Origin of the sequence: Nakamurella flavida (assembly GCF_030811475.1) — a bacterium.
Taxonomy (GTDB): Bacteria; Actinomycetota; Actinomycetes; order Mycobacteriales; family Nakamurellaceae; genus Nakamurella; species Nakamurella flavida.
Genome location: NZ_JAUSQV010000001.1, coordinates 1,718,829 through 1,743,682, shown reverse-complemented (window position 1 = coordinate 1,743,682; position 24,854 = coordinate 1,718,829). Strand labels below are relative to the sequence as shown.

At 73.1% G+C, this 24,854-nt stretch carries 21 protein-coding genes and 1 pseudogene; 13 read left to right on the top strand and 9 right to left on the bottom strand.

The features are described 5' to 3' along the window. The 3 genes from J2S58_RS07830 to J2S58_RS07820 all read right to left on the bottom strand — a co-directional run bounded on the left by J2S58_RS07830 (window position 1) and on the right by J2S58_RS07820 (window position 3,499). Entirely contained in the window at window positions 1-1,011 is a 1,011-nt protein-coding gene (locus J2S58_RS07830) for a 1,4-dihydroxy-2-naphthoyl-CoA synthase (protein WP_205255872.1), read from the bottom strand. Window positions 1,012-1,079: 68 nt separating this feature from the next. Then, a complete protein-coding gene (locus J2S58_RS07825; RefSeq protein WP_205255873.1) occupies window positions 1,080-2,096 on the bottom strand; it encodes a CNNM domain-containing protein in 1,017 nt (338 codons plus the stop codon). Continuing rightward, window positions 2,093-3,499, bottom strand: coding sequence for a hemolysin family protein (locus J2S58_RS07820; protein ID WP_205255874.1), 1,407 nt, complete (start codon window positions 3,497-3,499; stop codon window positions 2,093-2,095). The genes J2S58_RS07825 and J2S58_RS07820 overlap by 4 nt, the downstream gene beginning before the upstream one ends. A 303-nt stretch (window positions 3,500-3,802) precedes the next feature. On the opposite strand from J2S58_RS07820, the gene J2S58_RS07815 reads away from it, so the two are divergent. Together J2S58_RS07815 and J2S58_RS07810 are read left to right on the top strand one after the other, a co-directional pair. After that, a complete protein-coding gene (locus J2S58_RS07815; protein WP_205255875.1) occupies window positions 3,803-4,117 on the top strand; it encodes a hypothetical protein in 315 nt (104 codons plus the stop codon). Between the two features lie 178 nt (window positions 4,118-4,295). After that, window positions 4,296-4,556, top strand: coding sequence for a hypothetical protein (locus tag J2S58_RS07810; protein ID WP_205255876.1), 261 nt, complete (start codon window positions 4,296-4,298; stop codon window positions 4,554-4,556). A 124-nt stretch (window positions 4,557-4,680) separates the two neighbouring features. On the opposite strand, the gene J2S58_RS07805 is transcribed toward J2S58_RS07810, so the two are convergent. Next, the gene (locus J2S58_RS07805; protein ID WP_205255877.1) at window positions 4,681-5,241 is read right to left on the bottom strand and encodes a CGNR zinc finger domain-containing protein; all 561 of its coding nucleotides are present in this window, start codon (window positions 5,239-5,241) and stop codon (window positions 4,681-4,683) included. A gap of 109 nt (window positions 5,242-5,350) precedes the next feature. On the opposite strand from J2S58_RS07805, the gene J2S58_RS07800 reads away from it, so the two are divergent. The 4 genes from J2S58_RS07800 (at window position 5,351) to J2S58_RS07785 (ending at window position 11,027) form a co-directional block, all read left to right on the top strand. Continuing rightward, the gene (locus J2S58_RS07800) at window positions 5,351-6,313 is read left to right on the top strand and encodes an EamA family transporter (RefSeq protein ID WP_205255878.1); all 963 of its coding nucleotides are present in this window, start codon (window positions 5,351-5,353) and stop codon (window positions 6,311-6,313) included. Between the two features lie 78 nt (window positions 6,314-6,391). Further along, complete coding sequence (locus tag J2S58_RS07795) at window positions 6,392-7,378, top strand: o-succinylbenzoate synthase (protein WP_442413339.1); 987 nt, start codon at window positions 6,392-6,394, stop codon at window positions 7,376-7,378. Next, window positions 7,375-9,060 carry a 2-succinyl-5-enolpyruvyl-6-hydroxy-3-cyclohexene-1-carboxylic-acid synthase gene (gene menD / locus J2S58_RS07790; RefSeq protein WP_205255879.1) on the top strand — a complete coding sequence of 562 codons (1,686 nt, stop codon included), beginning with the start codon at window positions 7,375-7,377 and terminating at the stop codon, window positions 9,058-9,060. The genes J2S58_RS07795 and menD overlap by 4 nt, the downstream gene beginning before the upstream one ends. A gap of 377 nt (window positions 9,061-9,437) precedes the next feature. After that, entirely contained in the window at window positions 9,438-11,027 is a 1,590-nt protein-coding gene (locus tag J2S58_RS07785) for a glycosyltransferase family 2 protein (RefSeq protein ID WP_205255880.1), read from the top strand. 133 nt (window positions 11,028-11,160) lie between these two features. Here J2S58_RS07785 and J2S58_RS07780 read toward each other — a convergent pair whose 3' ends face one another. Beyond that, a complete protein-coding gene (locus tag J2S58_RS07780; protein ID WP_205255881.1) occupies window positions 11,161-12,111 on the bottom strand; it encodes an alpha/beta hydrolase in 951 nt (316 codons plus the stop codon). Between the two features lie 408 nt (window positions 12,112-12,519). Between J2S58_RS07780 and J2S58_RS07775 the strand changes: the two genes are divergently transcribed. The 3 genes and pseudogenes from J2S58_RS07775 to J2S58_RS07765 all read left to right on the top strand — a co-directional run bounded on the left by J2S58_RS07775 (window position 12,520) and on the right by J2S58_RS07765 (window position 15,448). Next, complete coding sequence (locus J2S58_RS07775; protein WP_205255882.1) at window positions 12,520-13,404, top strand: helix-turn-helix domain-containing protein; 885 nt, start codon at window positions 12,520-12,522, stop codon at window positions 13,402-13,404. Window positions 13,405-13,495: 91 nt separating this feature from the next. Beyond that, a pseudogene (locus tag J2S58_RS07770) lies at window positions 13,496-14,478 on the top strand (aldo/keto reductase). 268 nt (window positions 14,479-14,746) lie between these two features. Further along, window positions 14,747-15,448, top strand: coding sequence for an ANTAR domain-containing protein (locus tag J2S58_RS07765; RefSeq protein WP_205255883.1), 702 nt, complete (start codon window positions 14,747-14,749; stop codon window positions 15,446-15,448). 133 nt (window positions 15,449-15,581) lie between these two features. On the opposite strand, the gene J2S58_RS07760 is transcribed toward J2S58_RS07765, so the two are convergent. Together J2S58_RS07760 and J2S58_RS07755 are read right to left on the bottom strand one after the other, a co-directional pair. Further along, complete coding sequence (locus J2S58_RS07760; protein ID WP_344470037.1) at window positions 15,582-15,914, bottom strand: DNA polymerase ligase N-terminal domain-containing protein; 333 nt, start codon at window positions 15,912-15,914, stop codon at window positions 15,582-15,584. Between the two features lie 122 nt (window positions 15,915-16,036). Next, the gene (locus J2S58_RS07755) at window positions 16,037-17,251 is read right to left on the bottom strand and encodes an FAD-dependent oxidoreductase (protein ID WP_205255885.1); all 1,215 of its coding nucleotides are present in this window, start codon (window positions 17,249-17,251) and stop codon (window positions 16,037-16,039) included. 360 nt (window positions 17,252-17,611) lie between these two features. Here J2S58_RS07755 and J2S58_RS07750 point away from each other — a divergent pair, with 360 nt between their 5' ends. Then, window positions 17,612-17,758, top strand: coding sequence for a hypothetical protein (locus J2S58_RS07750; RefSeq protein WP_205255886.1), 147 nt, complete (start codon window positions 17,612-17,614; stop codon window positions 17,756-17,758). Between the two features lie 69 nt (window positions 17,759-17,827). On the opposite strand, the gene J2S58_RS07745 is transcribed toward J2S58_RS07750, so the two are convergent. Then, complete coding sequence (locus tag J2S58_RS07745; RefSeq protein WP_205255887.1) at window positions 17,828-19,075, bottom strand: isochorismate synthase; 1,248 nt, start codon at window positions 19,073-19,075, stop codon at window positions 17,828-17,830. 250 nt (window positions 19,076-19,325) lie between these two features. Between J2S58_RS07745 and J2S58_RS07740 the strand changes: the two genes are divergently transcribed. The 3 genes from J2S58_RS07740 to J2S58_RS07730 all read left to right on the top strand — a co-directional run bounded on the left by J2S58_RS07740 (window position 19,326) and on the right by J2S58_RS07730 (window position 24,268). Then, a complete protein-coding gene (locus tag J2S58_RS07740; protein WP_205255888.1) occupies window positions 19,326-22,163 on the top strand; it encodes an FAD-binding and (Fe-S)-binding domain-containing protein in 2,838 nt (945 codons plus the stop codon). A gap of 49 nt (window positions 22,164-22,212) precedes the next feature. Next, window positions 22,213-22,674 (top strand): DinB family protein, encoded by a 462-nt coding sequence (locus J2S58_RS07735; RefSeq protein WP_205255889.1) that lies wholly within the window; start codon window positions 22,213-22,215, stop codon window positions 22,672-22,674. 244 nt (window positions 22,675-22,918) lie between these two features. Then, on the top strand, window positions 22,919-24,268 hold the full coding sequence (locus J2S58_RS07730) for a ScyD/ScyE family protein (protein ID WP_306827561.1): 1,350 nt from the start codon (window positions 22,919-22,921) through the stop codon (window positions 24,266-24,268). Between the two features lie 10 nt (window positions 24,269-24,278). Here J2S58_RS07730 and J2S58_RS07725 read toward each other — a convergent pair whose 3' ends face one another. Next, window positions 24,279-24,776 (bottom strand): MarR family winged helix-turn-helix transcriptional regulator, encoded by a 498-nt coding sequence (locus J2S58_RS07725; RefSeq protein ID WP_205255891.1) that lies wholly within the window; start codon window positions 24,774-24,776, stop codon window positions 24,279-24,281. Window positions 24,777-24,854: the final 78 nt, after the last annotated feature.

The following is a 24,854-nucleotide window of genomic DNA, read 5'->3' as shown; positions in this document are numbered from 1 at the left end:
TCAGTACGCCCAGGGGTAGGGGGAGAAGTCCGGCGGCCGCTTCTGCAGGAACGCGTCCCGGCCCTCGACGGCCTCGTCGCCGGCGTAGGCGAGCCGGGTGGCCTCCCCGGCGAACAGCTGCTGACCCACCAGCCCGTCGTCGACCAGGTTGAACGCGTACTTCAACATGCGCTGCGCCGTCGGCGATTTGGCGTTGATCTCGGCGGCCCACTGCAGGGCTACGGTCTCCAGCTCGGCGTGCGGGACGGCCTCGTTCACCGCGCCCATCTCGACCATCCGCTCGGCGCTGTACTCCCGGCCCAGGAAGAAGATCTCCCGGGCGTACTTCTGGCCGACCATCCGGGCCAGGTAGGCCGAGCCGAAGCCGCCGTCGAACGAGCCCACGTCGGCGTCGGTCTGCTTGAAGCGGCCGTGCTCGCGGCTGGCCAGGGTGAGATCGCAGACCACGTGCAGGGAATGGCCGCCGCCGGCCGCCCAGCCGGGCACCACCGCGATGACGATCTTGGGCATGAAGCGGATGAGCCGCTGCACCTCCAGGATGTGCAGCCGCCCGGCCCGTCCCGGGTCGACCGTCTCGGCGGTGTCACCCTCGGCGTACTGGTAGCCGCTGCGCCCGCGGATGCGTTGGTCGCCGCCCGAGCAGAACGCCCACCCGCCGTCCCGCGGGCTGGGGCCGTTCCCGGTGAGCAGCACGACCCCCACGTCGCTGGTCATCCGGGCGTGGTCCAGGACCCGGTACAGCTCGTCCACGGTGTGCGGGCGGAACGCGTTGCGCACCTCGGGTCGGTCCAACGCGACGCGGACCGTGGGCAGGGTGCGCATCGCGCCGTCCGGGCTCCGTTCCACGGCCCGGTGGTAGGTCACGTCGGTCAGGTCGAAACCGGGCACCGGACGCCACCGCTCGGCGTCGAAGAGCTCGCTCACCGCGGCCTGCGCACTCCCACCGGGAGGTCGCTCCCCGGGGGCGGGGGATCCGGCGGGGCCGGGCGGGGCGGCAGGCGGGGTGGACATGACCGTCGAGCCTACGGCGGTCGCCGACCGCCGGTCCCCGGCCGCCCCGGGGGACGGCCGGGGACCGATCAGCCGACCGGGACGGGCTGCGGGAACAGCCGCTGCAGCACGTCGGTCATGGTGACCACGCCGACGGCCCGTCCGGAGTCGGTGATGACGGCCAGATGGTTGCGGGTCTCCCGCATGCCCTTCAGGGCGGCGTGCATGGTGGTGTCCGCGGGCAGGGTGAAGACCGGGCGGCCCAGCGCGGCGGCCGCGGTGTCGTCCGGCTCGGTCAGCGTGTCGCGGACGTGCACGACCTGGTGGAAGTCCGGCGCCCGGCCGAGCAGGATCCGCAGATGGCCGGTGCGCCGGGTGGCTGCCCGGACGTCGGCGGCGGACGCGTCCAGCGGGACCGCGGTGACGGTGGAGCCCGGCCGGAGCAGATCGCCGACCGTCATGTCCTGCATGGCCAGCGCGCCGGAGATCTGGGTGGAGAACTTCTCGTCGAGGGCGCCCACGTTGACCGAGTGCTCGACCAGGTGCCGCAGCGTGGCCGGGCTGTGACCGGAGGCCACCTCGTCGACCGGCTCGACCCCGACCCTGTGCAGCAGCGCGTTGGCCGCCGCGTTCAGGCCGCGCAACAGCGGCCGGAACAGGCCCATGAAGGCCCGCATGGCCGGGGCCAGCAGGGTCGCCGACCGCTCGGGATGGGCGATGGCCCAGGACTTCGGGGCCATCTCCCCGACCACCAGGTGGATGAAGGTGATGACGAGCAGGGCGAGCACGAAACCGGCCACGTCGGCGGCGACCAGCGGCACCCCCCACGCGGTGAACAGCGGGGTCAGCCAGTGGTGCACCGCGGGCTTGCTCACCGCGCCCAGGGCCAGGGTGCAGGCGGTGATGCCGAGCTGCGACCCGGCCAGCACCAGGGTGAGCTCGGAGGAGTTGCGCAGTGCGGCCCGGGCGGCGCGGCTGCGCGGTGCGGCCTCCTCCAGCCGGTGCCGCTTCGCGGCCAGGGCCGCGAACTCGACGGCGACGAAGAACGCGCTGAGCGCGACGAGCAGCACGGTGACCGGGACGACCACCCAGGGACTCTCGTTCATCGGGCTTCCTCCACGATCGCGGTGTCGGCCTCGGACCGTTCGTCGGCCGAGGGGTCCTGCAGCTGCAGGCGCAGCAGGGACGGGACGAAGCGCTCCACGGCCATCACCTCGACGTCCAGCGTGCGGACGATGGGTTCGTCGTTGTGCACCAGGTCCGCCGGGTCCACCGGCAGTTCGACCTGCAACCGGTCGCCCGTCTCCAGCAGGCCGCCGTGCGCGGCGATGGCCAGCCCGGCGATGGTCTCGTAGTCCCCGCGGGGCAGGTCAACGCCGACGGCCCGCTCGACCTCGTCGATGTGCACCTCCCCGCCCATCTGCCAGATCCCGTCCCCCTCGACCGGGAAGTACCCGGGGTCGACGTCCGGGTCGTGCTCGTCGGTGATCTCGCCGACGAGCTCCTCGCCGAGGTCCTCCACGGTGACGACGCCGGCCAGCCCGCCGTACTCGTCGACCACGCAGGCCAGCTGGTTCTTCGTGGCGGCCAGTTCCCGCACCAGGTCGGGCAGGGACGTCAGGTGCGAGACGACCAGCGGCGGCCGGGCGATCGCGGTCACCGGTGCGTCGTCGCCCCGGTCGGTGGACAGCAGGTCGGCCAGGTGCACCACGCCGACCACGTCACCGGTCTCCGCATCCAGCACCGGGTACCGGGAGTGCCCGTGCGCCATGGTCTCCCGCAGGTCGGCCAGGGTGTCGGTGTCGGCGACGGTGGCCACCCGCGGCCGCGGGATCATCGCGTGCTCGGCGTTCTGGTTCGGGAAGTCCAGGATGCGGTCGAGCATCACCGACAGCTCGTCGGGCAGCTCGCCGCTGTCCCGGGAGTCCTCGACGATGCTCTCCAGGTCGCGGGCGGTGGCGGCGTGCTCGACGTCGTGCACCGGCTCGATCCGCAGGGCCCGCAGCAGCAGGTTGGACGACTGGTCGAAGAACCAGATCAGCCAGCCGAACACCTTCAGGTAGATCACGGTGGAGGTGGCCAGCCACCGCGACACCGGCTCCGGCCGGGCGATGGCCAGGTTCTTCGGGAACAGCTCCCCGAAGAGCATCTGCACCAGGGTGGAGAGCAGCAGCGCGGCCACGGCGCCCACTCCGATGCCGACGGCGGTGGGGATGCCGACCCCGCCGAGCAGGGTGCCGAGGCTCCGGCCGATCAAAGGCTCGGCGACGTAACCGACCAGCAGGCCGGTGACGGTGATGCCGAGCTGCGCGCCGGACAGCATGAACGACGTCCGCCGGGTCACCGTCAGCGCCCGTTGGGCGGCGGCGTCACCGTCCTCGGCCCGGGCCTTGAGCCGGGACCGGTCGACGGACATGTAGGCGAACTCCTGCGCCACGAAGTACCCGGTGGCCGCGGTGATCAGCACGACCACCACGACCCCCAGCAGCAGGGTCAGGACGGCGGTCACCGGCCGCTCGCGGGGAGCGGGGCCGCGTCACGGCCGGTGCGGATACTGGGGGGCTCGCTCATGACTCTCCTCGGACACACGGGGAATTCGGGCCGCGGCGGACCGGACCCTCGGACGGAAAACGGCCCGACCCGTCGCCCCGTTCCCGACCGACCGGGTGAGGACGATCGCCCTCCCGCCGTGCGGTTCCGGGCCGGGCGGTCGGGGTGGACCGGTGCGCCGGTGCAACAGGGCGGGGATCGGGGGGACATACAGGGGTGGGGACGGAGAGTCTCCGCCCGCCGGACCCGATCAGGAGCCCCCATGACTGCTGGCCTCGCCGCGCCCACGGACCACGCCCATCGGCGGGTCGGCGGGTTGCGGCGGTCCGGCATCGTGGCCGTGCTGGTCCTGGCGTCCGTGTTCGCGGGGGGCGGCTCCGGATGGGCCGTGGCCACAGGCCCGGCCGACACCGCCCTCGCCGCTTCCCTCCACCGTCCGTCGTCCTCCGCCCAGGGGGTGCACGGCCACGTCCGACCGGGGAGCAACCGCGGCAAGCTGGCCGAACTGGTCGCCCGGTGGGAGCGGCTGCACGGCCGTCGTCACGCGCTCGGGCAGGGACCTGTGGCCCGGCACTGACCGGCCACATCCGATTGCGTACCCGTGCCCCGGTTCCTGCGGTCCGTTTCCCACGGGGGGCTTGCACGCTCTCCCCGGGTGCACCCACCGGCGCCCGTCCGGACTCGGGGCGAGCACCAGCCGTTCCGCCTGCACCGACCGGCGTCCACGCCGATCCCGCTTCCAGGAGGACCCAGCCATGCCGTCGACCGACACCGCCCCGCCCCTCGCTGCCGGCCCACCGGCCGCGCCGCAGCCACCCGGGCCCCGGGCCGGGGCCGGTCTCCTGCCCTGGCCCGTCGCCGTCCTCGGTGCCCTGGCCTGCTTCGCGAGCGGGGTCTGGTTCTTCCACCACCGGGCCGGCGGTGACGGGCGACCTGCCCTGATCGCCGTCTCCGTGGTGCTCGGCGTGCTCTGCCTGGCGTACGCGGCCCTCGCCGCCCGTTCCCGCCGCCGCTGACCCGCACCCGCCCGGTCACCCGGGCATGCCCCGCTTCCCTCGCAGTCCGTGCGCCTGCCTCGCGCCGGGACACGAGGGGAGTGGTTGCCACACCAGGGGAGTGAGGATCCGAGAAGGTCCGGAGTCAGCCCTGCCCGGCGGCGCGGCGGGCCCGGTAGGCGGTGACGTTCGCCCGGTTGCCGCAGTTGCCGACGTCGCAGTAGCGCTTGGAACGGTTGCGTGACAGATCGACGTAGACCGCGTCGCAGTCCGGCGCGGCGCAGATCCGCATCCGGTCGTAGGAGTCGGTGCGGATGACGTCGATGACCGCCATGGCCGCCTCGACCTCCATCCGGACGTCCAACGGGTCCTCGTCGGCGGTGGCGTGCAGGTGCCAGTCGACGCCGTCGTGCCGGACCAGCCGGGGGAGGGCCCGGGCGCGGGCGAGGATCTCGTTGACGAGCCCGACGGCCTCGTCCCGATCGACCGTCCACAGCCGGCGCAGTCGGGGCCGAAGGTCGCGCACCCGGGCGAGCTCGGCGTCGTCGTGGGTGCGGCTGCCGGTGAAGCCGTATCCGGTGAGGTAGGCCTCGAGCTGGGCCGGTTCGGCGAGCTCGTCGGTCCCGGAGTCCGATGCTCCGGGCAGGGTGTTGATCAACGCCGCCGAGGACTGCAGCACCACCTCCGTGTCATGAGCGAAAGCCATCTTGACTCCTGACTGGTCGGCCTCGTACGGTTCGGCGTGTCACCACCGTCGAGTCCGACGGTCATGACAATCCTAGCGCCGGTGGCGCCCGCCGGCAGGAAGGCCCGTCATGACCACCTCCGTCCCCACCCGTGGATCCGTCGGCGTCCTGCTCGTCGGCGTGCTGTCGGCCGTCGCCTTCGCGGCCAGCGGCCCGTTCGTCAAACCGCTGCTGCTGTCCGGCTGGTCCTCGGCTGCCGCGGTGATGGTGCGGGTCGGGATCGGCGGCCTGCTGCTCACCCCGCTCGCGCTGATCGCCCTGCGCGGCCGGTTCGCCGCGCTCGGCCGGTCCTGGCGCCGCATCACGCTGTACGGCCTGATCGCGGTGGCCGGCACCCAGTTCTGCTACTTCGCGGCCGTGCAGCGGCTGCCTGTCGGGGTGGCCCTGCTCACCGAGTACCTCGCCCCGGTGCTGCTGGTCGGCCTGGCCTGGGCCCGGGGCCGGCGTCCTTCGCTCGTCGTCGCGGCTGGCGCCGTGCTCTCCGTCCTGGGCCTGCTGCTCGTGTTGGACCTGACGGGCGGGGTGCGGCTCGACCTGATCGGCGTGCTCTGGGGCCTGGGCGCCGCGGTGGGTCTGTGCGGGTACTTCCTCATCAGCGCGGCCCCGGCCGACGGGCTGCCGCCGGTCGCCCTGGCCGCCGGGGGTCTTCTCGTCGGTTCGCTCGCCCTCGCGCTCACCGGGGTGGTGGGTCTGCTGCCGCTGGAGGTATCCTGGGCTCCGGTCGCGCTGTTCGGGGGCACGGTGCCGTGGTGGGTGCCGATGGGCGTGGTCGCGGTGATCGCGACCGCGGTGGCCTACGTGACGGGCATCGTGGCCGCGGCCGGGCTCGGGTCCCGCGTCGCGTCCTTCCTCGGCCTGCTCGAGGTGCTGGCCTCGGTGGCCATCGCCTGGCTGCTGCTGGGCGAGGTGCCGACCTGGTTGCAGGCCGCGGGGGCCGTGCTCGTGCTCACCGGGGTCGCCCTGGTGCGGGCGGACCGCGCGGGGCGGGAGCAGATCGTCGAGATCGTGCCGCCGGTGACCGCTCGGTCCTGAGTCCGGCTCGGCAGGGGGAGGATCGGACGGGTGACCGTCCCCCCCGCCCCGTCCGCCCCCGGCCCGGACCCGGCCGACCTGCTGGCCACCGCGCGGGTGTTCGCCATCCCGATGCGGGTGCCCTTCCGGGGGATCACCGTCCGCGAGGGCGTGCTGGTGCGTGGCCCGGCGGGTTGGGCCGAGTTCGCCCCGTTCCTGGACTACGACGACGCCGAGTGCGTGCCGTGGTGGCGCTCGGCCGTGGAGTCCGCGACGGTGCCGTGGCCGGCGCAGCTGCGCACCGAGATCCCGCTCAACGCCACCGTTCCCGTCGTCCCGCCGGCTCGCGCGGCGGAGATCGTGGCCGCGTCCGGCTGCTCGACGGCCAAGGTCAAGGTGGCCGACCCGCGCACCACGCTCGGCCAGGACGCCGACCGGGTCGCCGCCGTCCGGGAGGCGATCGGACCGGCCGGGCACATCCGGATCGACGCCAACGCGGCCTGGACGCAGGACGAGGCCGTCACCGCCATCGGTGTGCTGGACCGGGCCGCCGGCGGGTTGCAGTACGCCGAGCAGCCGTGTGCGAGCCTGGCCGACCTGGCCGCCGTGCGCCGCCGGGTGGCCGTGCCGATCGCGGCGGACGAGTCGATCCGCCGGGCGGCCGACCCGCTGCGGGTGGCGGTGGCCGGTGCGGCCGACATCGCGGTGATCAAGGTGGCGCCGCTCGGTGGGGTGCACGCGGCACTGGCCGTGGCGCGGGCCGCCGGGCTGCCCGTGGTGGTGTCCTCGGCGGTGGACACCGTGGTCGGTATCGCCGCCGGACTGGCGCTCGCCGCCGCTCTGCCCGAGCTGCCCTACGCCTGCGGGCTGGGGACCGCGTCCCTGCTCACCGCAGACGTGGGCGGACCGCTCACCGGGCGCGGACCGGGTTCGTTGACCGCCCTGAGCGCACCGCCCGCTCCCGACGACGACCCGCGGTGGGTCGCGGACCCGGCCACCACGGCGCGCTGGCTGGACCGGCTGCACCGGGTCGCCGCCCTCGCCGCGCAGGGACCCGACACGGAACGGGACAGGATGGGGTCATGAGACCGTCGACGGCTTTCGCCGAGGTGCTGGTGGACGAGCTGATCCGGGCCGGGGTCCGCGAGGCCGTGCTGTCGCCAGGATCGCGCAACGCACCCTTGTCCCTCGCGCTGCACCGCGCCGAACTGGCCGGGCGGTTGCGGCTGCACGTCCGCATCGACGAGCGCACCGGTGCGTTCCTCGCGCTGGGCCTGGCCCGCGGGTCCGGCCGACCGGCCGTCGTGGTCACCACCTCGGGGACGGCGGTGGCCAATCTGCACCCCGCGGTGCTGGAGGCGCACCACGGGCACGTGCCGCTGCTGGTGCTCTCCGCCGACCGGCCCGCCGATCTGCGCGACGTCGGGGCGAACCAGGTCATCGACCAGCGGACCGTCTTCGGCGGCGCACTCCGGCTGTTCCACGAGTTCGGCGAGGCCCGGCCCCTGACCGACCCGGCCGTCGCGTCCGCGCAGAACGCCCGGTGGCGCAGCATGGTGTGCCGCGCGGTCGCCGCGGCCGGCGGCGCGTTCGGCGCGCCCGGCCCGGTCCAGCTGGACGTCCCCCTGGTCGAGCCCCTCCTCCCGGACGGCACAGCGGCCCCAGCCGAGCTGGCCGGCCGGCCGGACGATGCGGTGTGGACGGCGATCGGTGTGCCCGGCCCGCATCCCGGTGCGGTGCTCGCGCCGCGGTCGGGTGAGCGGGTGCTGTTCCTGGCCGATCTCACCGACCCCCGCGCCGTCGCGCTGGCCTCCGCCGGTCAGGTGGTGGTGTCCGAGGCCGGTGGCGCCGCGGGCCGGGAGGTGCTGGCCGCGGGGATGCACCTGCTGGCGACACCGGAATTCCTGGCCGCGCACCGGCCCGACCGGGTGGTCGTGCTGGGCCGGCCGACCCTGTTCCGGGCGGTGACCGGGTTGCTGGCCGACCCGGCCGTCCAGGTCGACATCGTCGGTCCGGCAGCAGGTTTCGCCGATCCGTCCGGTCGCGCGCACGCGGTGCTCCCCGGGGTGCAGACGTCGGAGGCCCGCCCGGACCCGGTCTGGGCCGACGCGTGGCGGGCGGCGGACGATCGGGCCGGCCGGGCCGTCCAGGCCGTGCTGGACGACTGGGATCTGTCCAGCTCGCCGCGGCTCGCCCGTGACGTGGTCGCCGCGCTGCCCCGGCGGGCGACGCTGATCCTGGGCAGCTCGCAGGCGCCCCGTGACGTCGGGCTGTGCAGCGCCGGGCGCAACGGGATCACCGTGCTGGCCAACCGTGGGGTGGCGGGCATCGACGGGATGATCTCCACCGCGATCGGCGCCGCGTTGGCCGTCCCGGACAGCGCGGCGGTGGCCCTGGTCGGTGATCTGACCTTCCTGCACGACGCGACCGCCCTGGTCATCGGTCCGCGTGAGCCCCGGCCCGATCTGACCGTGGTGGTGAGCAACAACGACGGCGGCGGCATCTTCGAGACCCTCGAGCCGGGGGCGCCCGAGCACCGTGACGCCTTCGAGCGGGTGTTCGGCACCCCGCCCGGGGTGGATCTGGGCGGTTGGGTGCAGGCCTGCGGTGCCGACTACGTCGAGGTCGGCGGGCCGGGTGAGCTGGCCGAGTTGGTCGCCGCTCCCCGGGGGCTGACCGTCGCCGACGTCCGGACGGGCCGTCGCGACCTGCGTGATCAGGTGCGGGAGCTGCACCGGGCCGCGGCCGAGGCCGCCCTGGACGTCTGAGTCGTCCCCGTTCGGGTCGGTTCTCCTCGTTCGGGGCGACCACACCGGCCTCGACTTCACGTAGTGAAGTTTCACCGCAAGACACTGCCTGGTACTTGAGGCGTCAAATGTGTGCGGAGCGTCATCTGGTCGAGCGACGATCGAGGTGGGATTCCGGCCAGATCACGCTCAGCGAGGGTCCGGCGTCACCCGAATCGGGTCCGCAATTCCCCGTAGGACTGGACATCGCGCCCAGATCTACACAAAGCGTGATGCGGAGAGTAACTTTCTCCTTGTCACCAGCGAGCGGGAACGTCCACTCGAACGGCGGCTCGCGACATCGGATCGATGACGTTCCGTGGATGTCGCCACACTCCCACTCCCAAGGACCCACTCCCATGACCATGACCCTCGGCTCCCGCCCCCGCGCCGGACATGCGACCGACATGCCCGCCGGCTTCTCCGCCCTCCGCCACGACCTGTCCAGCGCCGACCAGGGTGTCCTCGCCCTGCTGCCCGGCCCGGTGCGCACCGCGCCCCTGGAGCTCGAGGCCGCGCCGGCCGCCCAGGCCCCGGCTGCCGACAAGGCCGCGAAGGCCGCGAAGGCCCCGAAGGCGACCCGCACCGAGAAGCGTTCCTGGCGCGACATGTTCGGTCGCAAGGAGGTCCGCCACGACCAGCCGCGCACCGCGCGCATCGTGGCCCTGGTGCCGGCGCACAACGAGGAGAGCGACATCGCGCGGACCGTCGACGCGCTGATCAACCAGACCCGCAAGATCGACCGCATCGTGATCATCCTGGACAACTGCACCGACGGCACCGAGAAGATCGTCCGGGCCTACAAGGGTGTCACCGTCCAGATCACCAGCGGCAACATCGACAAGAAGGTCGGTGCGCTCACCCAGGGCTGGCAGCGCTGGGCCGCCGACTTCGACTTCGTCCTCGGCGTGGACGCCGACACCGTGCTGGCCAAGGACGCCGTGGAGCAGCTCGAGGCCGAGATGATCCGGGTGCCCTCCGCCGCCGGCGTCATGTGCCGCTACACCTTCGACGTCAACCTGGGCACGACGTTCTTCGCCCGCCAGCTGATCCGCGCCCAGCGCATGGACTTCGCGTCCTGGCTGACCGACATCATGGCCCGCAACCGCTCCACCTACGTGCTCGGTGGCCAGGCCACCCTCTTCCGCATCAAGCACCTGCAGCAGGTGACCGTCGACTTCGAGCGGAACTCCCCCTGGGACCCCGACGCCCAGGTCGAGGACATGGAGCTGACCTGGCGTCTGCACGAGGCCGGTCGCAAGACCCTCGTCTCGGCGACCGCCCGCGCCTACGCCGGCCCGATGGTCACCCTCAAGGGCCTGATGGGCCAGCGTCGCAAGTGGGACGAGGGCATGGCCGCCCTGCTGTGGCAGAACAAGATGCCCGACAAGAACACCCTGATCCCCTGGAAGCAGCAGTTCTCCATGGGCGCCAACGGTCTCGTCCGCCTGATGTTCGCCCTGATGCTGCTGATGGCGCTGACCGTGCACCAGTTCGTCTGGTCGCCGCTCTGGCTGCTGCCCGTCCTCGTCGGTGTCGCGCTCAACGTCAAGGTGGCCTGGCGCGTGCCGGACCGCACCCCGGCCGACATCGTCTACGCCCTGCTGGTCTTCCCGGCCGAGCTGTGGCTGCTCACCCGCGTCTGGTCGACCTTCGTGTCCTGGCTGAACATCTGGTTCGGTGCCCGTCGTGACGGCTGGGCCGCCCAGGCCGCCGCCGAGTCCGGCAAGGGTGGCGGGTCCACCGTCATCGGCAAGATCGTCGGCTACGGCCTGCTCATCGGCGCCGTCGTGGCCGTCGGGACCTGGTGGTGGATCGAGAAGGCCGGCGTCGCCGTCCAGGAGGCCGTCCTCACCACCGGCTGGAGCATCGTCACCGTCACCACCCTGGTCCTCACCGGCTTCGCCCTGATCAAGCTGCTCAAGCCCACCCGCGGCTACAAGCCGTGAGCTGAGGCGCCACCCAGACCCGGTGCCGCTGGAGAGCCGGGAGTCTCGCCCGCGGCACCGCACCACCCCAGGACCCCGGTCCGGCCTCGCGCCGGACCGGGGTTCTGGCGTTCCCGGACCACCGGGTGGCCGATCAGAGGGCGGCGATCACCCGGTGCCGGTCGGCGTTCACGCGCCGGGCGATGTCGGTGTCCGGGGCGAGAGCCTCGGCAGCATGGGGGATGTCGGGGTGCAGGTGGAGCTCGACGCTCACCCCGGCGGCGATCAGCCGCTGCGCGTAGGCCAGGTCCTCGTCGCGGAAGATGTCCAGCTCGCCGACCTCGATGTAGGCCGGCGGCAGGCCGGTGAAGTCGGTGAGCCGGGCGGCCGCTCCGTAGGCGTCCACCTCGGGTCCGCCGGCCGCCCCGCCGAGCAGCGCACCCCAGCCGGTGATGTTGTCGTCGTAGGTCCACGTCAGGAACGGCACCAGAGCGGGATCGGGCTCGGTGTTCCGGTCGTCGAGCATCGGGTAGATCAGGATCTGCTCGGCGACGGCCGGGCCGCCCTGGTCGCGGGCGTAGACGGCCAGGCTGGCCGCGACCCCGCCGCCCCCGCTGTCACCCATGATCGCGATGCGGGCCGGGTCGACGCCGAGCTCGTCGGCGTGCTCGACGAGCCACCGCAGGCCGGCATGGCAGTCGGTCACCGGGGTCGGGGCGGGATGCTCCGGGGCGTACCGGTATTCCACGGACAGGAACGGCACCCCGGTGGCCGAGACGTACCGCGCGACCGGCCCGTCGTAGATGGCCACGGTGCTCAGGATCATCCCGCCGCCGTGGGCGTAGAGCACGGCCGACCCGGGGGAGGAGCCCTCCTTGGCGTACCAGCGCAGCAGCAGGGTGGCCCCGTCGGCGGTGGTGGTCTCGAAGTCGCGGACGGCGACGTCCGACGGGGTGGGCAGCAGGGCGTGGGCCACGGTCTGCAGGGCCTCCACGGCGGCCCGGCGGCCCTCGACGTCGCCGGCGGGCAACGGCGGGGGCGGCTCGTCCGGTCCGGCCAGGGCGGCGAGGCCGGCGGCGACCTGGGGGTCGAGGGAATAGGGCACGGGGACTCCAGACGTCGATGTCGAGGGACCGCGTGGTGCCGGTGGGCCGCACGCGGTCACCATCATGCGTCCCCTCGGCGGAGTCGGCGCGGGCCGGTGTTGCCGAGGGGGACGCCCACGGCGCCGGGTCACCGCGATCGTGCGGTTCGCCCGGAGGGAGTCAGCGCGGCGATGGCCGGGACGACCCCGCCGATGAGCAGTGTCCGTCGGTCCGGCCGGCGGCGTGCGCGTCCGCCACCGATGGCCCAGCACCGGCCACCGGGGGGATGCTGCCGGTGCCTTCCTTCCGCCGGCCCTGCGGACCTGGGGTGGTCGGTCGACGGAGGTCCCCGCGACCGTGGGAGTCCCCCGGATGCAGGTACTCACCGTGACCCCCTCACGGCCCCGGATCGTCCTACCGTCGGGGTCATGAGCGATCAGGAAGCGGCCCGCACGGCGTTGCGGGAGTACCTCACCACCCGCCGCGGACGGATCACCCCGGCCGACGCCGGACTGCCCGTCTCCGGTCGCCGTCGGGTCCCCGGGCTACGCCGTGAGGAGGTCGCCATGCTGGCCGGCATCAGCCCGGAGTACTACGTGCGCCTGGAACGCGGTGCGGCGGCGGGTATCTCACCCGAGATCGTGGACACCGTCGCCATGGCGCTCCGCCTGGACGGCGACGAACGCATGCACCTGGACCGGTTGATCGCGGCCCTGACGCCCGCCGCGCGCCGCAGGCGCCGACCCTCCGAGCCGGACGCGGTGAGCCCGGGCATCCAGGTGATGCTCGATGCGCTGCAGGATCTCCCGGCCGTCGTGTTCAACGGCCGACTGGACATCGTGGCGGTCAACGACCTGGGGCGTGCGCTCTACGACTCGCACTTCACCGGGCCGGACCGGCCCAACGCGGCCCGCTTCCTGTTCCTCGACGAGGACCGGGCCCGTCGGTTCTGGCCCGAGTGGGAGAAGCTGGCCGCCGACGTGGTGGCCATCCTGCGCGTGCAGGCCGGGGTGAACCCCGACGATCCGGCCCTGGTCGAGCTGATCGGCCAGCTGTCCACCCGCAGCGCGGAGTTCCGCACCCGTTGGGCCGCCCACGACGTCCGCGCCCACCGCTCCGGGGTCAAGCGGTTCGACCACCCGCTCCTCGGCCAGGTCGCCCTGCCCACGGAATCGATGAGCGTCGTCGCGGCCACCGATCACATCCTCACGGTGTTCACCCCCCGACCCGGGACGCCCGAACACGACGCCCTCCGTCTGCTCGCCAGCTGGAACGCCGATCGACCCGCAGGAGCGCCCGTCCCGCGGTCCTGACCCTCCACGGCCACCCGTCGGCGGTGGCCCCACTCCGTCCCATCCGACACCCGGCGCGCCTCCGCGCGCCCAGAACCGAAGGACCATCCCCATGCACAACGCGCACCTCGGAGCTCTCACCGTCTCCCGCATCGGCCTCGGCGCCATGACCATGGCCGGCACGTACACCTCGGAGGGCGCCGTCGACGACGCCGAATCGATCCGCACGATCCACCGCGCCCTGGACCTCGGCGTCACCCACCTCGACACCGCGGAGATCTACGGCCCCTTCCACAGCGAGGAGGTCGTCGGCCGGGCCCTGTCCGGCCGCCGCGACGGCGTCGTCATCGCCACCAAGTTCGGTCTGGTCTCCCACTCCGGCGGCGGGCCCGGCGCCGTCGACAGCAGTGTGCGGTCAACATCCGCGCCGCCGTCGAAGGATCCCTGCAGCGCCTGGGTACCGACCGGATCGACCTGTACTACCAGCATCGGGTCGACCCGAACACGCCCATCGAGGAAACGGCCGCTGCGGTCGGCGCACTGGTGGCCGAGGGGAAGGTCCTGCACTTCGGCCTGTCCGAGGCCGCGCCGGCCACGATCCGCCGGGCCCACGCCGTGCATCCGGTGGCCGCCCTGCAGACCGAGTACTCGCTCTGGACGCGGCACGTGGAGGACGAGATCCTCCCCCTGCTGCGCGAACTGGGTATCGGACTGGTGCCCTACTCCCCGCTGGGCCATGGACTGCTGACCGGTCGGATCCGCACCGTCGACGACTTCGCCGACGACGACTGGCGCAAGACCAATCCCCGGTTCACCGGCGAGAACTTCACCCGGAACCTGGCCATCGTCGAGGAGGTCCGCGCGATCGGCGCGGAGAACGGCGCCACCCCCGCGCAGACCGCGCTGGCCTGGCTGCTGACCCGTGGCGCCGACATCGCCCCCATCCCCGGAACCCGCCGAGTCGCCCGCGTCGAGGAGAACACCGCCGCCGACCTGATCACGCTGACCGACGACCAGGTCCACCGGCTGGACACGCTGACCCCGGCCGCCGGTGCCCGCCACGACGACGCCAACATGGCCCGCATCGATCGCTGAGGGGGACGGAGTCGTGCGCCGCCACGCCCGACCTTCCGACTCTCTGGCCGCCGCCGCCGCTGCTGCCGCGACGCGGTCCGATCCGTCCGGGAGAGCAGAGCGGCGGGCGGCACCGGCACCGATTTCGGGTCGAGGGGTGGTCAGGGAGTCGGCCGGGGCTACGGTGGGCCGAGCGCCGCGGTGCGCGTCCAGGCTCGTGGGCGGGTCGATGACCCGGATCGCCCGCGACGCCTGCGTACCGGCCAGTGCGCGGACTGGGGCTCCACTCATGCCGATCATCGAACGATTCCGGTCCGCGCTCGTGCTCGCCGGACGCGATCCCGTCCTGCAGGGCGAGGTCCACCAGGCGTCCCGCTTGTCCTGGGCGGCAGCCCAGGTGCTCGGCGCCCAGGGGGCCGGTATCACGGCGATGGCGCAGTCGCGGCTCGTCCTGGCGTTGGGGTCGAGCAGCGAGTCGGCGGCCGTCGCCGAGCGCTGGCAGTTCTCGGCCGGCGAGGGGCCGGACGGGGACTCCCTCGCCGGTTCGACGGTACTGACGGCCACCCATGCCGTGATGACCCGGAGTTGGCCGGTTTTCACCGGTCATCTGCTGCAGCACACCGATTTCCGGTCGCTGGCGGTCGTGCACGTCCCGCAGGTCGGTGCCCTGGTCGTCTATTTCGACGACCCCGTCGGTTGCCTGCAGCTGGACGTGGGGCACGCCCGGCTGGTGGCCAGGTCCGTGGGGGGCGTGCTGGCCGCCTCGGAACCCCTGGGGGCGGATTGCTGGCCGGGGTGGGACCGACCGGCGGTCCAGCTCCGTTCGCAGGTCTGGACCGCGGTGGGCATGCTGGTCGAACACCTGCAGATGACCCCGCCCGACGCGTTGGCGGTGTTGCGCGCCGGCGCCTTCGCCCGGGATCGGTGCGTCGACCACCTCGCCCACGACCTGGTGTGCGGCGTCCTGGCCGTGCATCAGTTCGACGTCTGAGGGCCGTCCTGTTCGCTTCCCGCCCGGGAGTCCACCGTGCTGCACGGCATCGCATCGCGGGTCGCCGGCCGGGCCCGATCGATCCGGGCGGGATCCGTGACGGGTGGTGGGCTCGGGAAGGCGACCGGGCGCCTCACCGCGTGCTCTGATCGGCCATCAGGTGCAGCAACCATCCGGCCGGTGTTCGGATCAGGGCGTAGCGACGGTCCGTGTCGCGTCCGTGGAGGGTGAAGACGAAGCGGCGGTCGGTGCGGTCCTCCCCGGTCCAGGTACCGATGTCGTGGATCGACTTGTCGGCGTCCTGGTAGGTCAGGTGATCGAGGTCGTGGTCGGGAACCGCTATGGCGAGCCGGTTCTCGCCGGGCCGGACGGGCATCCCGCGCGGGACGGCCCAGGAGCGCAGCACGCCCGCCTGTTCCAGGCGCAGATCGAAGTGGTGGCGCGGCTTGCGGTGTTCGTGCAGCACGAAGGCCGGACCGGGCCGGGGCGCTGTCGACTCCCGGGGCGTCGTGGTGCCGAGCGCCACCCCGATCTCCTCCCGGCCCCCTCCACCGCGCGTCATGGATCCAGTGTGCGTGCGGGTTCCGTTCAGCGCACCGGTCGGTCGACGTGCTCCGGGAGGAAACCGAGGCCGATGAACCGGGTCAGGAACCGCCGGGTCACCGGCAGGCTCGCCCGGAGCAGGCCGATCGCCCACCGCGGCGCGAGGTGCTGACCGGCCGTCGCGCGGGCGAGGCGGCCGTGGGCGAAACGCTGGACCCGCTGCATCTTGCGGACCGGTCCCATCCGGCGCGCCTGGACGGCGGCCAGGGTCGCCTCGGGAGCGGTGCCGGCCGCGAGGTCGCCGGCGATCGCGTTGGACAGGGCGACGGCGTCCTGGACCGCGTAGTTCACCCCGACGCCGAACACCGGTGACATCGCATGGGCGGCGTCGCCGATGGCGATGAACCCGGGTCGGTGCCATTTCTCGAGGCGGTTGATCTGGACGGACAGCAGCTTGATCTGGTCCCAGTCCGTCAGCGCCTCGACCACCGTCGCGAGAACCGTTGCGCTGTCCGAGATGTGCTTCCGCAAGGCGGGCAGCCCCTCCTGCTTCAGCGCGTCCAGGCCACCCTTCTTCACCACCATGCCGCTCTGGTAGCGATCACCGCGGTCGATCGTGATGACCATGCCCCGCGGGGACGCGTAGGCGATGGTGGGCGGCGGGGGGTCCGTAGGTTTGGGCAGCCCGAACCACAGCACGTCGATCGGTACGCCCAGCTCCTCGGGGACCAGGCCGGCGGCGTCGCGCAGTGTCGACGCGCGCCCGTCTGCGGCCACGGTCAGCGTCGCCCGGATCTCCAGGTCCCCGTCCGGGCCCGTCGCCCGCAGACCGCGGACCACGTCCCCCTCGATGATCAGGCCGGTGGCGTCGGTGTTCATCCGCAGGTCGAAGCCCTCGAACGCGGCGCCCTCGGCGCCCAGGAAGTTCAGGAAGTCCCACTGCGGGGCCAGCACGAGGAAGGTCTCCGGAGCAGGGAGGGTGCTGAAGTCGACCAGCCGCAGGCGGTGATCGTCGACGACCAGGTCCAGCGTCCTCAGGCGGTTCACCGGCAACTGCAGGAAGCGGTCCCGCAGGCCGAGCTCCCGGAGCACCGTCACCGTCGACGGGTGCACGGTGTCGCCGCGGAAATCGCGGAAGAAGTCCGCGTGCTTCTCCAGCACCGACACGCGCAGTCCGCTGCGGGCCAGCAGGTAGCCGAGCACCATCCCCGCCGGGCCGCCGCCGGCGATCACGCAGTCGCGTTCCAGGATCACGGTCATCGCGTCAGCTTCCTCGGATCGTCCGGCGGACACCGGGCCCCCGGGCCGTGGGGTTCCGGCAGGTCGCAGGCGCTCTCCGGCCCAGGGTGCAGCGTGCGGGGTGAACGTCGCGTCAGCTCCACGCCGGTGGGGACGAGGAGTCGGCATCCGCCGGCGCCGTAGGTGCGCTTCACCGCGGCGGGTGTTCGATGCAGCTCACGAACGGGGGTGGGGGCGCCCCTGGCGGACCGGGCCCTGCCATGACCCGGGCGATCGACAGGGGGGATCGAGATGTCGGCGCGACGACGACCGGACCCCGCCGACGAACTCGCGCGTGTCTTCGGGTCGCGGGGAGTCGGGTCGGGGCCGCCGGACTCGGCCGTGGCCTGGGCCCGGACCACCCTGCTCGGCGTGGACCTGGACCCCGAGCAGGACCGGGCCGCGGCGCTCCGGACGTTGCGTACGGAGAAGGGCCTGACCGCACGGGCGGCCGAGATGCTGGTGAACGAGCTCGTCCACGGTTGGTGACGTCGGGCACCGCGTGCCCGTCCTCGTCCACGACCGCAGCACCGACGCAGGCACCTGCGCGGACAGTGCTCAGGCCCGGGACTCCAGGGCGTCGCGGATCGGCAGCATCTTGATCTGCGCCTCCCGGGCCTCGATCTCCGGGTCGGACCCGGCGACGATGCCGCAGCCCGCCATCAGGCGCACCTCGCGGCCGTCCACCTGGGCACAGCGCAGCGCGATCGCGAACTCCCCGTCACCGGTGGAATCCATCCAGCCGACCGGGGCGGCGTACCGCTCCCGGGCGTGCGGTTCGAGCTCCCGGATCAGGGCCAGGGCCTCGGCGCGCGGGCTGCCGCCCACCGCCGCCGTCGGATGCAGCAGGGCGGCGACCTCCAGGGCGGTCGGGGCCCGGTCGTCCAGAGTGCCCCGGATGTCGGTGGCCAGGTGGGTGAGGTTGGCCAGCTTGAGCGGGTGCGGCCGGTCCGGGACGGCGAGCTCGACGCACCACGGTGCGAGGGTGTCGGCGACGGACCGCGCCGCGAACCGGTGCTCGGCGAGGTCCTTCTCGCTGGCGAGAAGCCCGGCCTCGATCGCCGCTTCACCCTGGCCGTGCTCGTCCCGCCAGGCGGTACCGGCCAGCACGCGGGACTCCACGACCCGACCGGTGCGGCGGACGAGCATCTCGGGGCTGGCGCCGACCAGACCGTCCACGGCGAAGGTCCAGCACGTCGGGTAGGAGCGGGCCAGCTGCCGCAGCAGGAAGCGCTCGTCGACCGGGAACTGGGCCGTGGCCAGCAGGTCGTGGGCCAGCACCACCTTGTCCAGCTCGCCGGCGTGGATCCGGTCGGTCGCCCGGGCCACCGCGCCGGTGAAGCCACCGACCGACAGGAACGCGTCGCTGTAGGTCACCCGGCCCGGGGTGGTCACCGGACGGACCGGCGTCGCACCCGGGCTGCCGAGGGTGGTGGTGAAGGCGGTCCCGTCGCGGCGGCCGTGCACCACCGACGGGACCACGGCCACGCTGGCGTCGTCGTCACCGAACCCCAGCGACACGAAGACCACGGGCCCGGTGCCCGGCAGGCCGATCTCGTCACGGACCTCCAGGCCGGCGCTCACCTCGGCCCACCACCGGGCGATCTGCCCGGCGGCGTCGGGGCCGTGCACGGTGGTGCGGGCGAAGACACCCGTGCCCACCAGGCCGTCCCCGTCGCGGACGAAGCTCGCGGAGCCGGTGGGGGAGGGGAGGGCGGCGATCAGTTCCGCCCCCGCGGACGCCGCCCGGGTGGTCGTCCGGACGCGCGTCGCCGCGGCGACTGGGGACGTCCGGGACAGGGTCACGACGCTCCACAGTAGTCGCGGGCCGACCGCCTCCCCGGGCCCGGCGGGGTGACGTCCGACGCCCCCTCGGGTGCATCCGCGCGCCGCCGGGGTGGGTGTCGTCCGCCGGTAGGCTCGCCGGACCGGTCGCTCCGCCGCAGGCCCGGTGCGTCCCCTGCCCGGGGCCGACGACGCGGTCGACACGCTGGAGTGGACCCATGACACGGCGAAGTGGCTCTCCCGTCCCCCCTCGCCCGGAGGGCGGTGTCGGATGAGCGTCCAGGACCTCGCCCTCGCCCCCCGCGTCCGCCCGACCGATCCGGGCCTGCTGGCCGATCTCGAGCGGGCCGCCCCGGGCCGGGTGGCCGCCCGGTCGCTGGACCGCCTGGCCATGGCCCACGACGCCTCCCACTACCTGCTCACCCCTTCGGCCCTGGTCAGTCCCGGGTCGGTGGACGAGGTCGCGGCATTGCTGGCCGCCGCCACCCGGCAGGCCACCCCGCTGACCTTCCGGTCCGGCGGGACCTCGCTGAGCGGGCAGGGCGTGACCGATTCCGTGCTGGTCGACACCCGCCGCCATTTCAAGCAGATCACCGTGCTGGAGGACGGCGCCCGGGTGCGGGTGCAGCCCGGCGCCACCATCCGGCAGGTCAACGCGCGCCTCGCCCGCCACGGACGCAAGCTCGGCCCCGACCCGGCCAGTGAGATCGCCTGCACCGTCGGCGGTGTCGTGGCCAACAACTCCAGTGGCATGGCCTGTGGCACCGAGTTCAACACCTATCGGACGCTCGAGTCGATGATCCTGGTGCTGCCCGGCGGCACGGTGATCGACACCGGCTCCGCCGATGCCGGCCGTCTGCTCCACGACCGGGAACGCGGGCTGCACGACGGGTTGATCGCGCTGCGCGACCGGGTGCGGGGGAACCCCGACTCGGTCCGGCGGATCACCGCGCAGTTCGCCATGAAGAACACCATGGGCTACGGGCTGAACGCGTTCCTCGACCACACCGAACCGGTCGACATCCTGACCCACCTGGTGATCGGGAGCGAGGGCACGCTGGGCTTCGTCGCCGAGGCCACCTTCCGCACCCTGCCGGTGCCCACCCACGCCGCCACCGGGCTGTTGGTCTTCCCGGACCTGCGCCGGGCCACCGATGCCCTGCCCGACCTGGTCGCCTCCGGTCTGGCCACCGTCGAGTTGTTGGACGCGGTGTCCCTCAAGGTCGCCCAGCACGACCCGAAGGCGGACGAGGTGCTGCGGACGTTCGCCGTGGCCGACCACGCCGCACTGCTCGTCGAGTTCCAGGAGCAGAGTGCGGACGCGCTCGCCGACCGGGAGCGGGCCGCGCGGCCGATGCTCACCGCTCTGCCGCTGACCCTGCCGCTCACCCTGACCCGGGACGCCGCCGCCCGCGCCGGTCTGTGGCACATCCGCAAGGGCCTGTACACGGCGGTGGCCGGGGCCCGCCCGTCCGGGACGACGGCTCTGCTCGAGGACATCGCCGTACCGGTGCCCGCGTTGGGCGACACCTGCGCGTCGCTCACCGAACTGTTCGCCCGCCACCGGTACGAGGAGAGCGTCATCTTCGGCCACGCCCGCGACGGCAACGTGCATTTCCTGCTGAACGAGCGTTTCGACCGTCCCGACGCCCTGGACCGGTACACCGCGTTCACCGACGACATGGTCGATCTCGTCCTCGGCGCAGGCGGCACCCTCAAGGCCGAGCACGGCACCGGCCGGATCATGGCGCCGTTCGTCCGCCGGCAGTACGGCGACGAGCTGTACGGGGTGATGCGGGAGATCAAGCGCCTCGTCGACCCGGCCGGTGTGCTCAATCCGGGTGTGGTCATCAGCGACGATCCGCTCATCCACGTCAAGCACCTGAAGACCACTCCGACGGTGGAGGCCGAGGTCGACCGGTGCGTGGAATGCGGCTACTGCGAACCGATCTGCCCCAGCCGCGATCTCACCCTGACCCCGCGGCAGCGCATCGTGCTGCGTCGGGAGATGCGGGACGCGGAGACGGCCGGGGACACCGCGCTGGTCCGCGAGCTGGAGCGCGACTACGACTACGCCGGCCTGCAGACCTGCGCGGTGGACGGTCTGTGCGAGACCAGCTGTCCGGTGGGCATCAACACCGGCCAGCTCGTCCGCACCCTGCGCGCGGAGGACAACGGCCGCGTCGTGCAGAAGGCGTGGGAGACCGCGGCCAAGCACTGGTCGACCGTCGCCCGGGCCGGCGGGGCCGCCCTGACCGCGGCCGACCGCGCCCCGTCGACCCTGGTCGTGGGCGCGTCGAAGCTGGGTCGCGCGGTGCTGGGCACGGACACCGTCCCGCTGTGGGCGCCCGACCTGCCGCGCGGCGGTGCGCCCCGCGTCCCGGCCCATCGTGACGGGGCCGAACTGGTCCACTTCCCGGCCTGCATCGGCACGATGTTCGGCCCGGTGGAGGGCTCGGCCGGGGCGAGCGCGGCGTTCACCGCGCTGTGCGAACGGGCCGGGGTCGCCCTGACCACCCCGGTGTCGATCGCCGGGATGTGTTGCGGCACACCGTGGAAGTCCAAGGGCCTGACCCAGGGGTACGCCGAGATGGCCGCACTGGTGCTGCCTGCACTGTGGGAGAGCACCCGGCACGGCGAGCTGCCGGTGGTGTGCGACGCCGCCTCCTGCACGGAGGGCCTGCGCGAGATGGTCGCCCACGGCCCCGAGCGATACCGCACGCTGTCGATCGTGGACGCGGTGACCGTGGTGCACGAGCAGGTGCTGCCCCGCCTGACCGTGACGCGCCCGGTGGACAGCGTCGTCGTCCACCCGACCTGCTCGTCCACCCGGCTGGGAACCAACACCGCCCTGCTCGCCCTGGCCGCCGCGGTCGGCGAGGACGTCGTCGTGCCTGACGGGTGGGGGTGCTGCGCCTTCGCCGGCGACCGGGGTCTGCTGCACCCGGAGCTGACCGCGTCGGCCACCGCCGCCGAGGCCGCGTCGGTGGCGAGAGCTCCCGCCCAGGCCTATGTCTCGACCAACCGCACCTGCGAGATCGGGATGACCCGGGCCACCGGGCACGAGTACCGGCACGTGCTGGAACTGCTGGAGGAACGGACCAGCTGAGCTCCCTGCCGGAACGGGGCGGGCGGATCGCGTCGAGTGGAGGGCACCGATGGCGGAATGGACGGCGGACCTGCGGGTCCGCATGGACGAACTCCTCGACGAGTACCGCGACGGTCTCCGGGGTGCCCTGGACGGGTTGACCGAGGAGGAGGCCAGGAGGTCCCTGGTCGTCTCCCGGACGACCCTGCTCGGACTGGTCAAGCACGTCACCTACGTGGAGGCCTTCTGGTTCGACCGTGCGGTCACCGGGCGCAGCCTGCGGGAGATCGGGGTGGCCGCCACCCCGGACCGGTCCTTCGTGCTCGCCGACGACGACACCGTCGCCTCGATCCAGCAGGCGCACCGTGACCAGTGCCGGCGTTCACGGGAGAACGTGGCCGGACTCGATCTGGGCGACGAGGTCACCGGGCACGGTGAGCGCACCGTGTGGGCCCTCTACGTCCAGGTGCTGCGCGAACTGGCCCACCACAGCGGGCACGCCGACATCCTGCGGGAGCAGATCCGCCCGTGAATGCCGCTGGGCCGGGCGGTCCGGCCGGCATGTGCTGTTCTGTCCGGATCGTCCCCGGAACGCCGAGGAATCGCAGCCGACAGTGATTCGATCAACACCGAAAGTATTGTCCGGACGGGGAAAAAGAATCATGGAATACGGAGTTCCGCGCCCCCCGGTCATGCTGCTAGCGTTCTGCCCGCGGAGCGTCCCGCGATGGTGAACGGGATTTCTGCATTTCCTTTGCTGGGGTGAAAGGAATGCCATGTCCCGTTCGATCAGGTCCCTTTCCCGCCCGACCCCGTCCGATCCGGTCCGTCGGGCCGGTCGTCGTGCGTCGGCCGCGCTGCTGATGGCGGGGGTCGTGGTGACGACGCTGTTCGTCCCGCCCCTGAGCGCGTCGGCCGCCCCCACCGACGCCGACAGCACCGGCATCGACAGCGCAGGCGTCGACAGCGCAGGCGTCGACGGTGCAGGCGTCGACGGTGCAGGGGTCGACAGCACCGGTGTCGACGGTGCGGACCTCGCCGGTGCGGATCCCGACGGGGCGACCGTCGACGGGGCGGACACCGATCGATACCGGGGCCGGTCGTTCGCCGTCCTGGCGGACGGTCTCACGGGGAACAAGGCCCTGGGCCTGTCCTCGGACGGCTCCCTGCTGCTCGGCGGGGCGAAGGCCGATGGCACCGGGGTGCTGCAGAAGGTCGTCCGGTCCGGCCGGTCCGCGGGGACGGTGACCACCCTGGCCGATCTGCCGGCCCAGCCCACCGATGTCGGTTCGGCCGGGCGGAAGGCCGTGTGGGTGCTGTTCGGCGCGTCGTCGTCACCGGAGGAGGGGCAGCCGCCGTCGGCTGTGGCTCCGGCCAACCGGCTCTACCGGTGGACCGAGCGCGGTGGGTTGGCCGAGGTCGCCGATCTGGGGGCCTTCGCTGCCGCGAACCCCGACCCGGCCGATCTGGAGGGCAATCCCGGGGAGTCCAACGCCTATGGGCTGCAGGCGTTGTCGGACGGCTCGGTGCTGGTGGCCGACGCCGCGGCCAATGCGCTGCGGCGGGTGTGGGCCGACGGACGGATCGTCACGGTGGCGCGATTCCCGGTGCAGGTCATCTCGACATCCCACATTCCCGATCCGACCCTGCCGCCCGAGCTGCCGGCCGAGGCGGTGCCGACGACGGTCACGGTGGGGCGGGACGGGGCCTGGTACGTGGGGGAGCTCAAGGGTTTCCCGTTCACGCCGGGCACGTCGAAGGTCTGGCGCATCGCTCGCGGGTCCCAGGACGTGACCTGCGATGCCGCCGCCCCGTCCCGGGCCTGTTCGGTCAGCCAGGACGGCCTGACGTCGATCATCGACATGACGGTCGACCGCCGCGGCCGGCTCGATGTGCTGGAACTGGTGAAGGGCGGGCTCGCGGCCGCGGAGGGCGCCGACCCGGCCGCCCCGCCGCCACCCGGCACGCTGGTGCAGATCGACCGCCGGGGCAACCGCATCGAGCTGGCCGCGGGGAAGATCGTGCTGCCCGGGGGCATCGTCGCCGACCCGTCCGGCCGCGGGGTGTACGTCACGGACGGTCAGCTGGTGCCCGGGGGCGGCCGGTTGCTCCGGATCGGCTGCTGAGCGCCGCCGGTCAGACCGACGGGGGCGGGCTCCGGTCCGCCCCCGTCGCGTCGTCCGGGTGGGCCACGTCCGGGTGCGGGACGACATCGGGTGCATCGCGCGGTTGTCGCTGCATGACGGAGCTCAGGGCCTGCAGGTATCCCCGCACGACGGACTGCTCGTCCGCCGGCAGCGACCGCGCGGCGGCATCCATCGCGGTGATGACCGGGACCCAGAAGTGGAACGACTCCGCGCGCCCGGCCGCCTCCAGATGCACGAGGACGCGGCGTCGGTCGGTCGGGTGCACCTCCCGCCGGACGACGCCACTGCTCTCCAGCCGGTCGACCAGCAGGGTCGCCGACGCGGTGCGGATACCCAGGTGATCGGCCAGTTCCCCGGGGCTCATCGGGCCCAGCATGTCCAGCAGCTCCAGGGCCGTCACGTCGGTGGTGTTGCGGCCCTGGGTGCGGGCGATGCGGTTGGTCATCTCCCGCGACGCGTGCATGACGTCGCGGACGGCGAGCGTCACCCCGGACAGGGGCGGCAGCTCCGCGGCCGGTCGGCTGTCCTCGATGGTCGCACTCCGATCACTAGTTTTCCTAGCTGC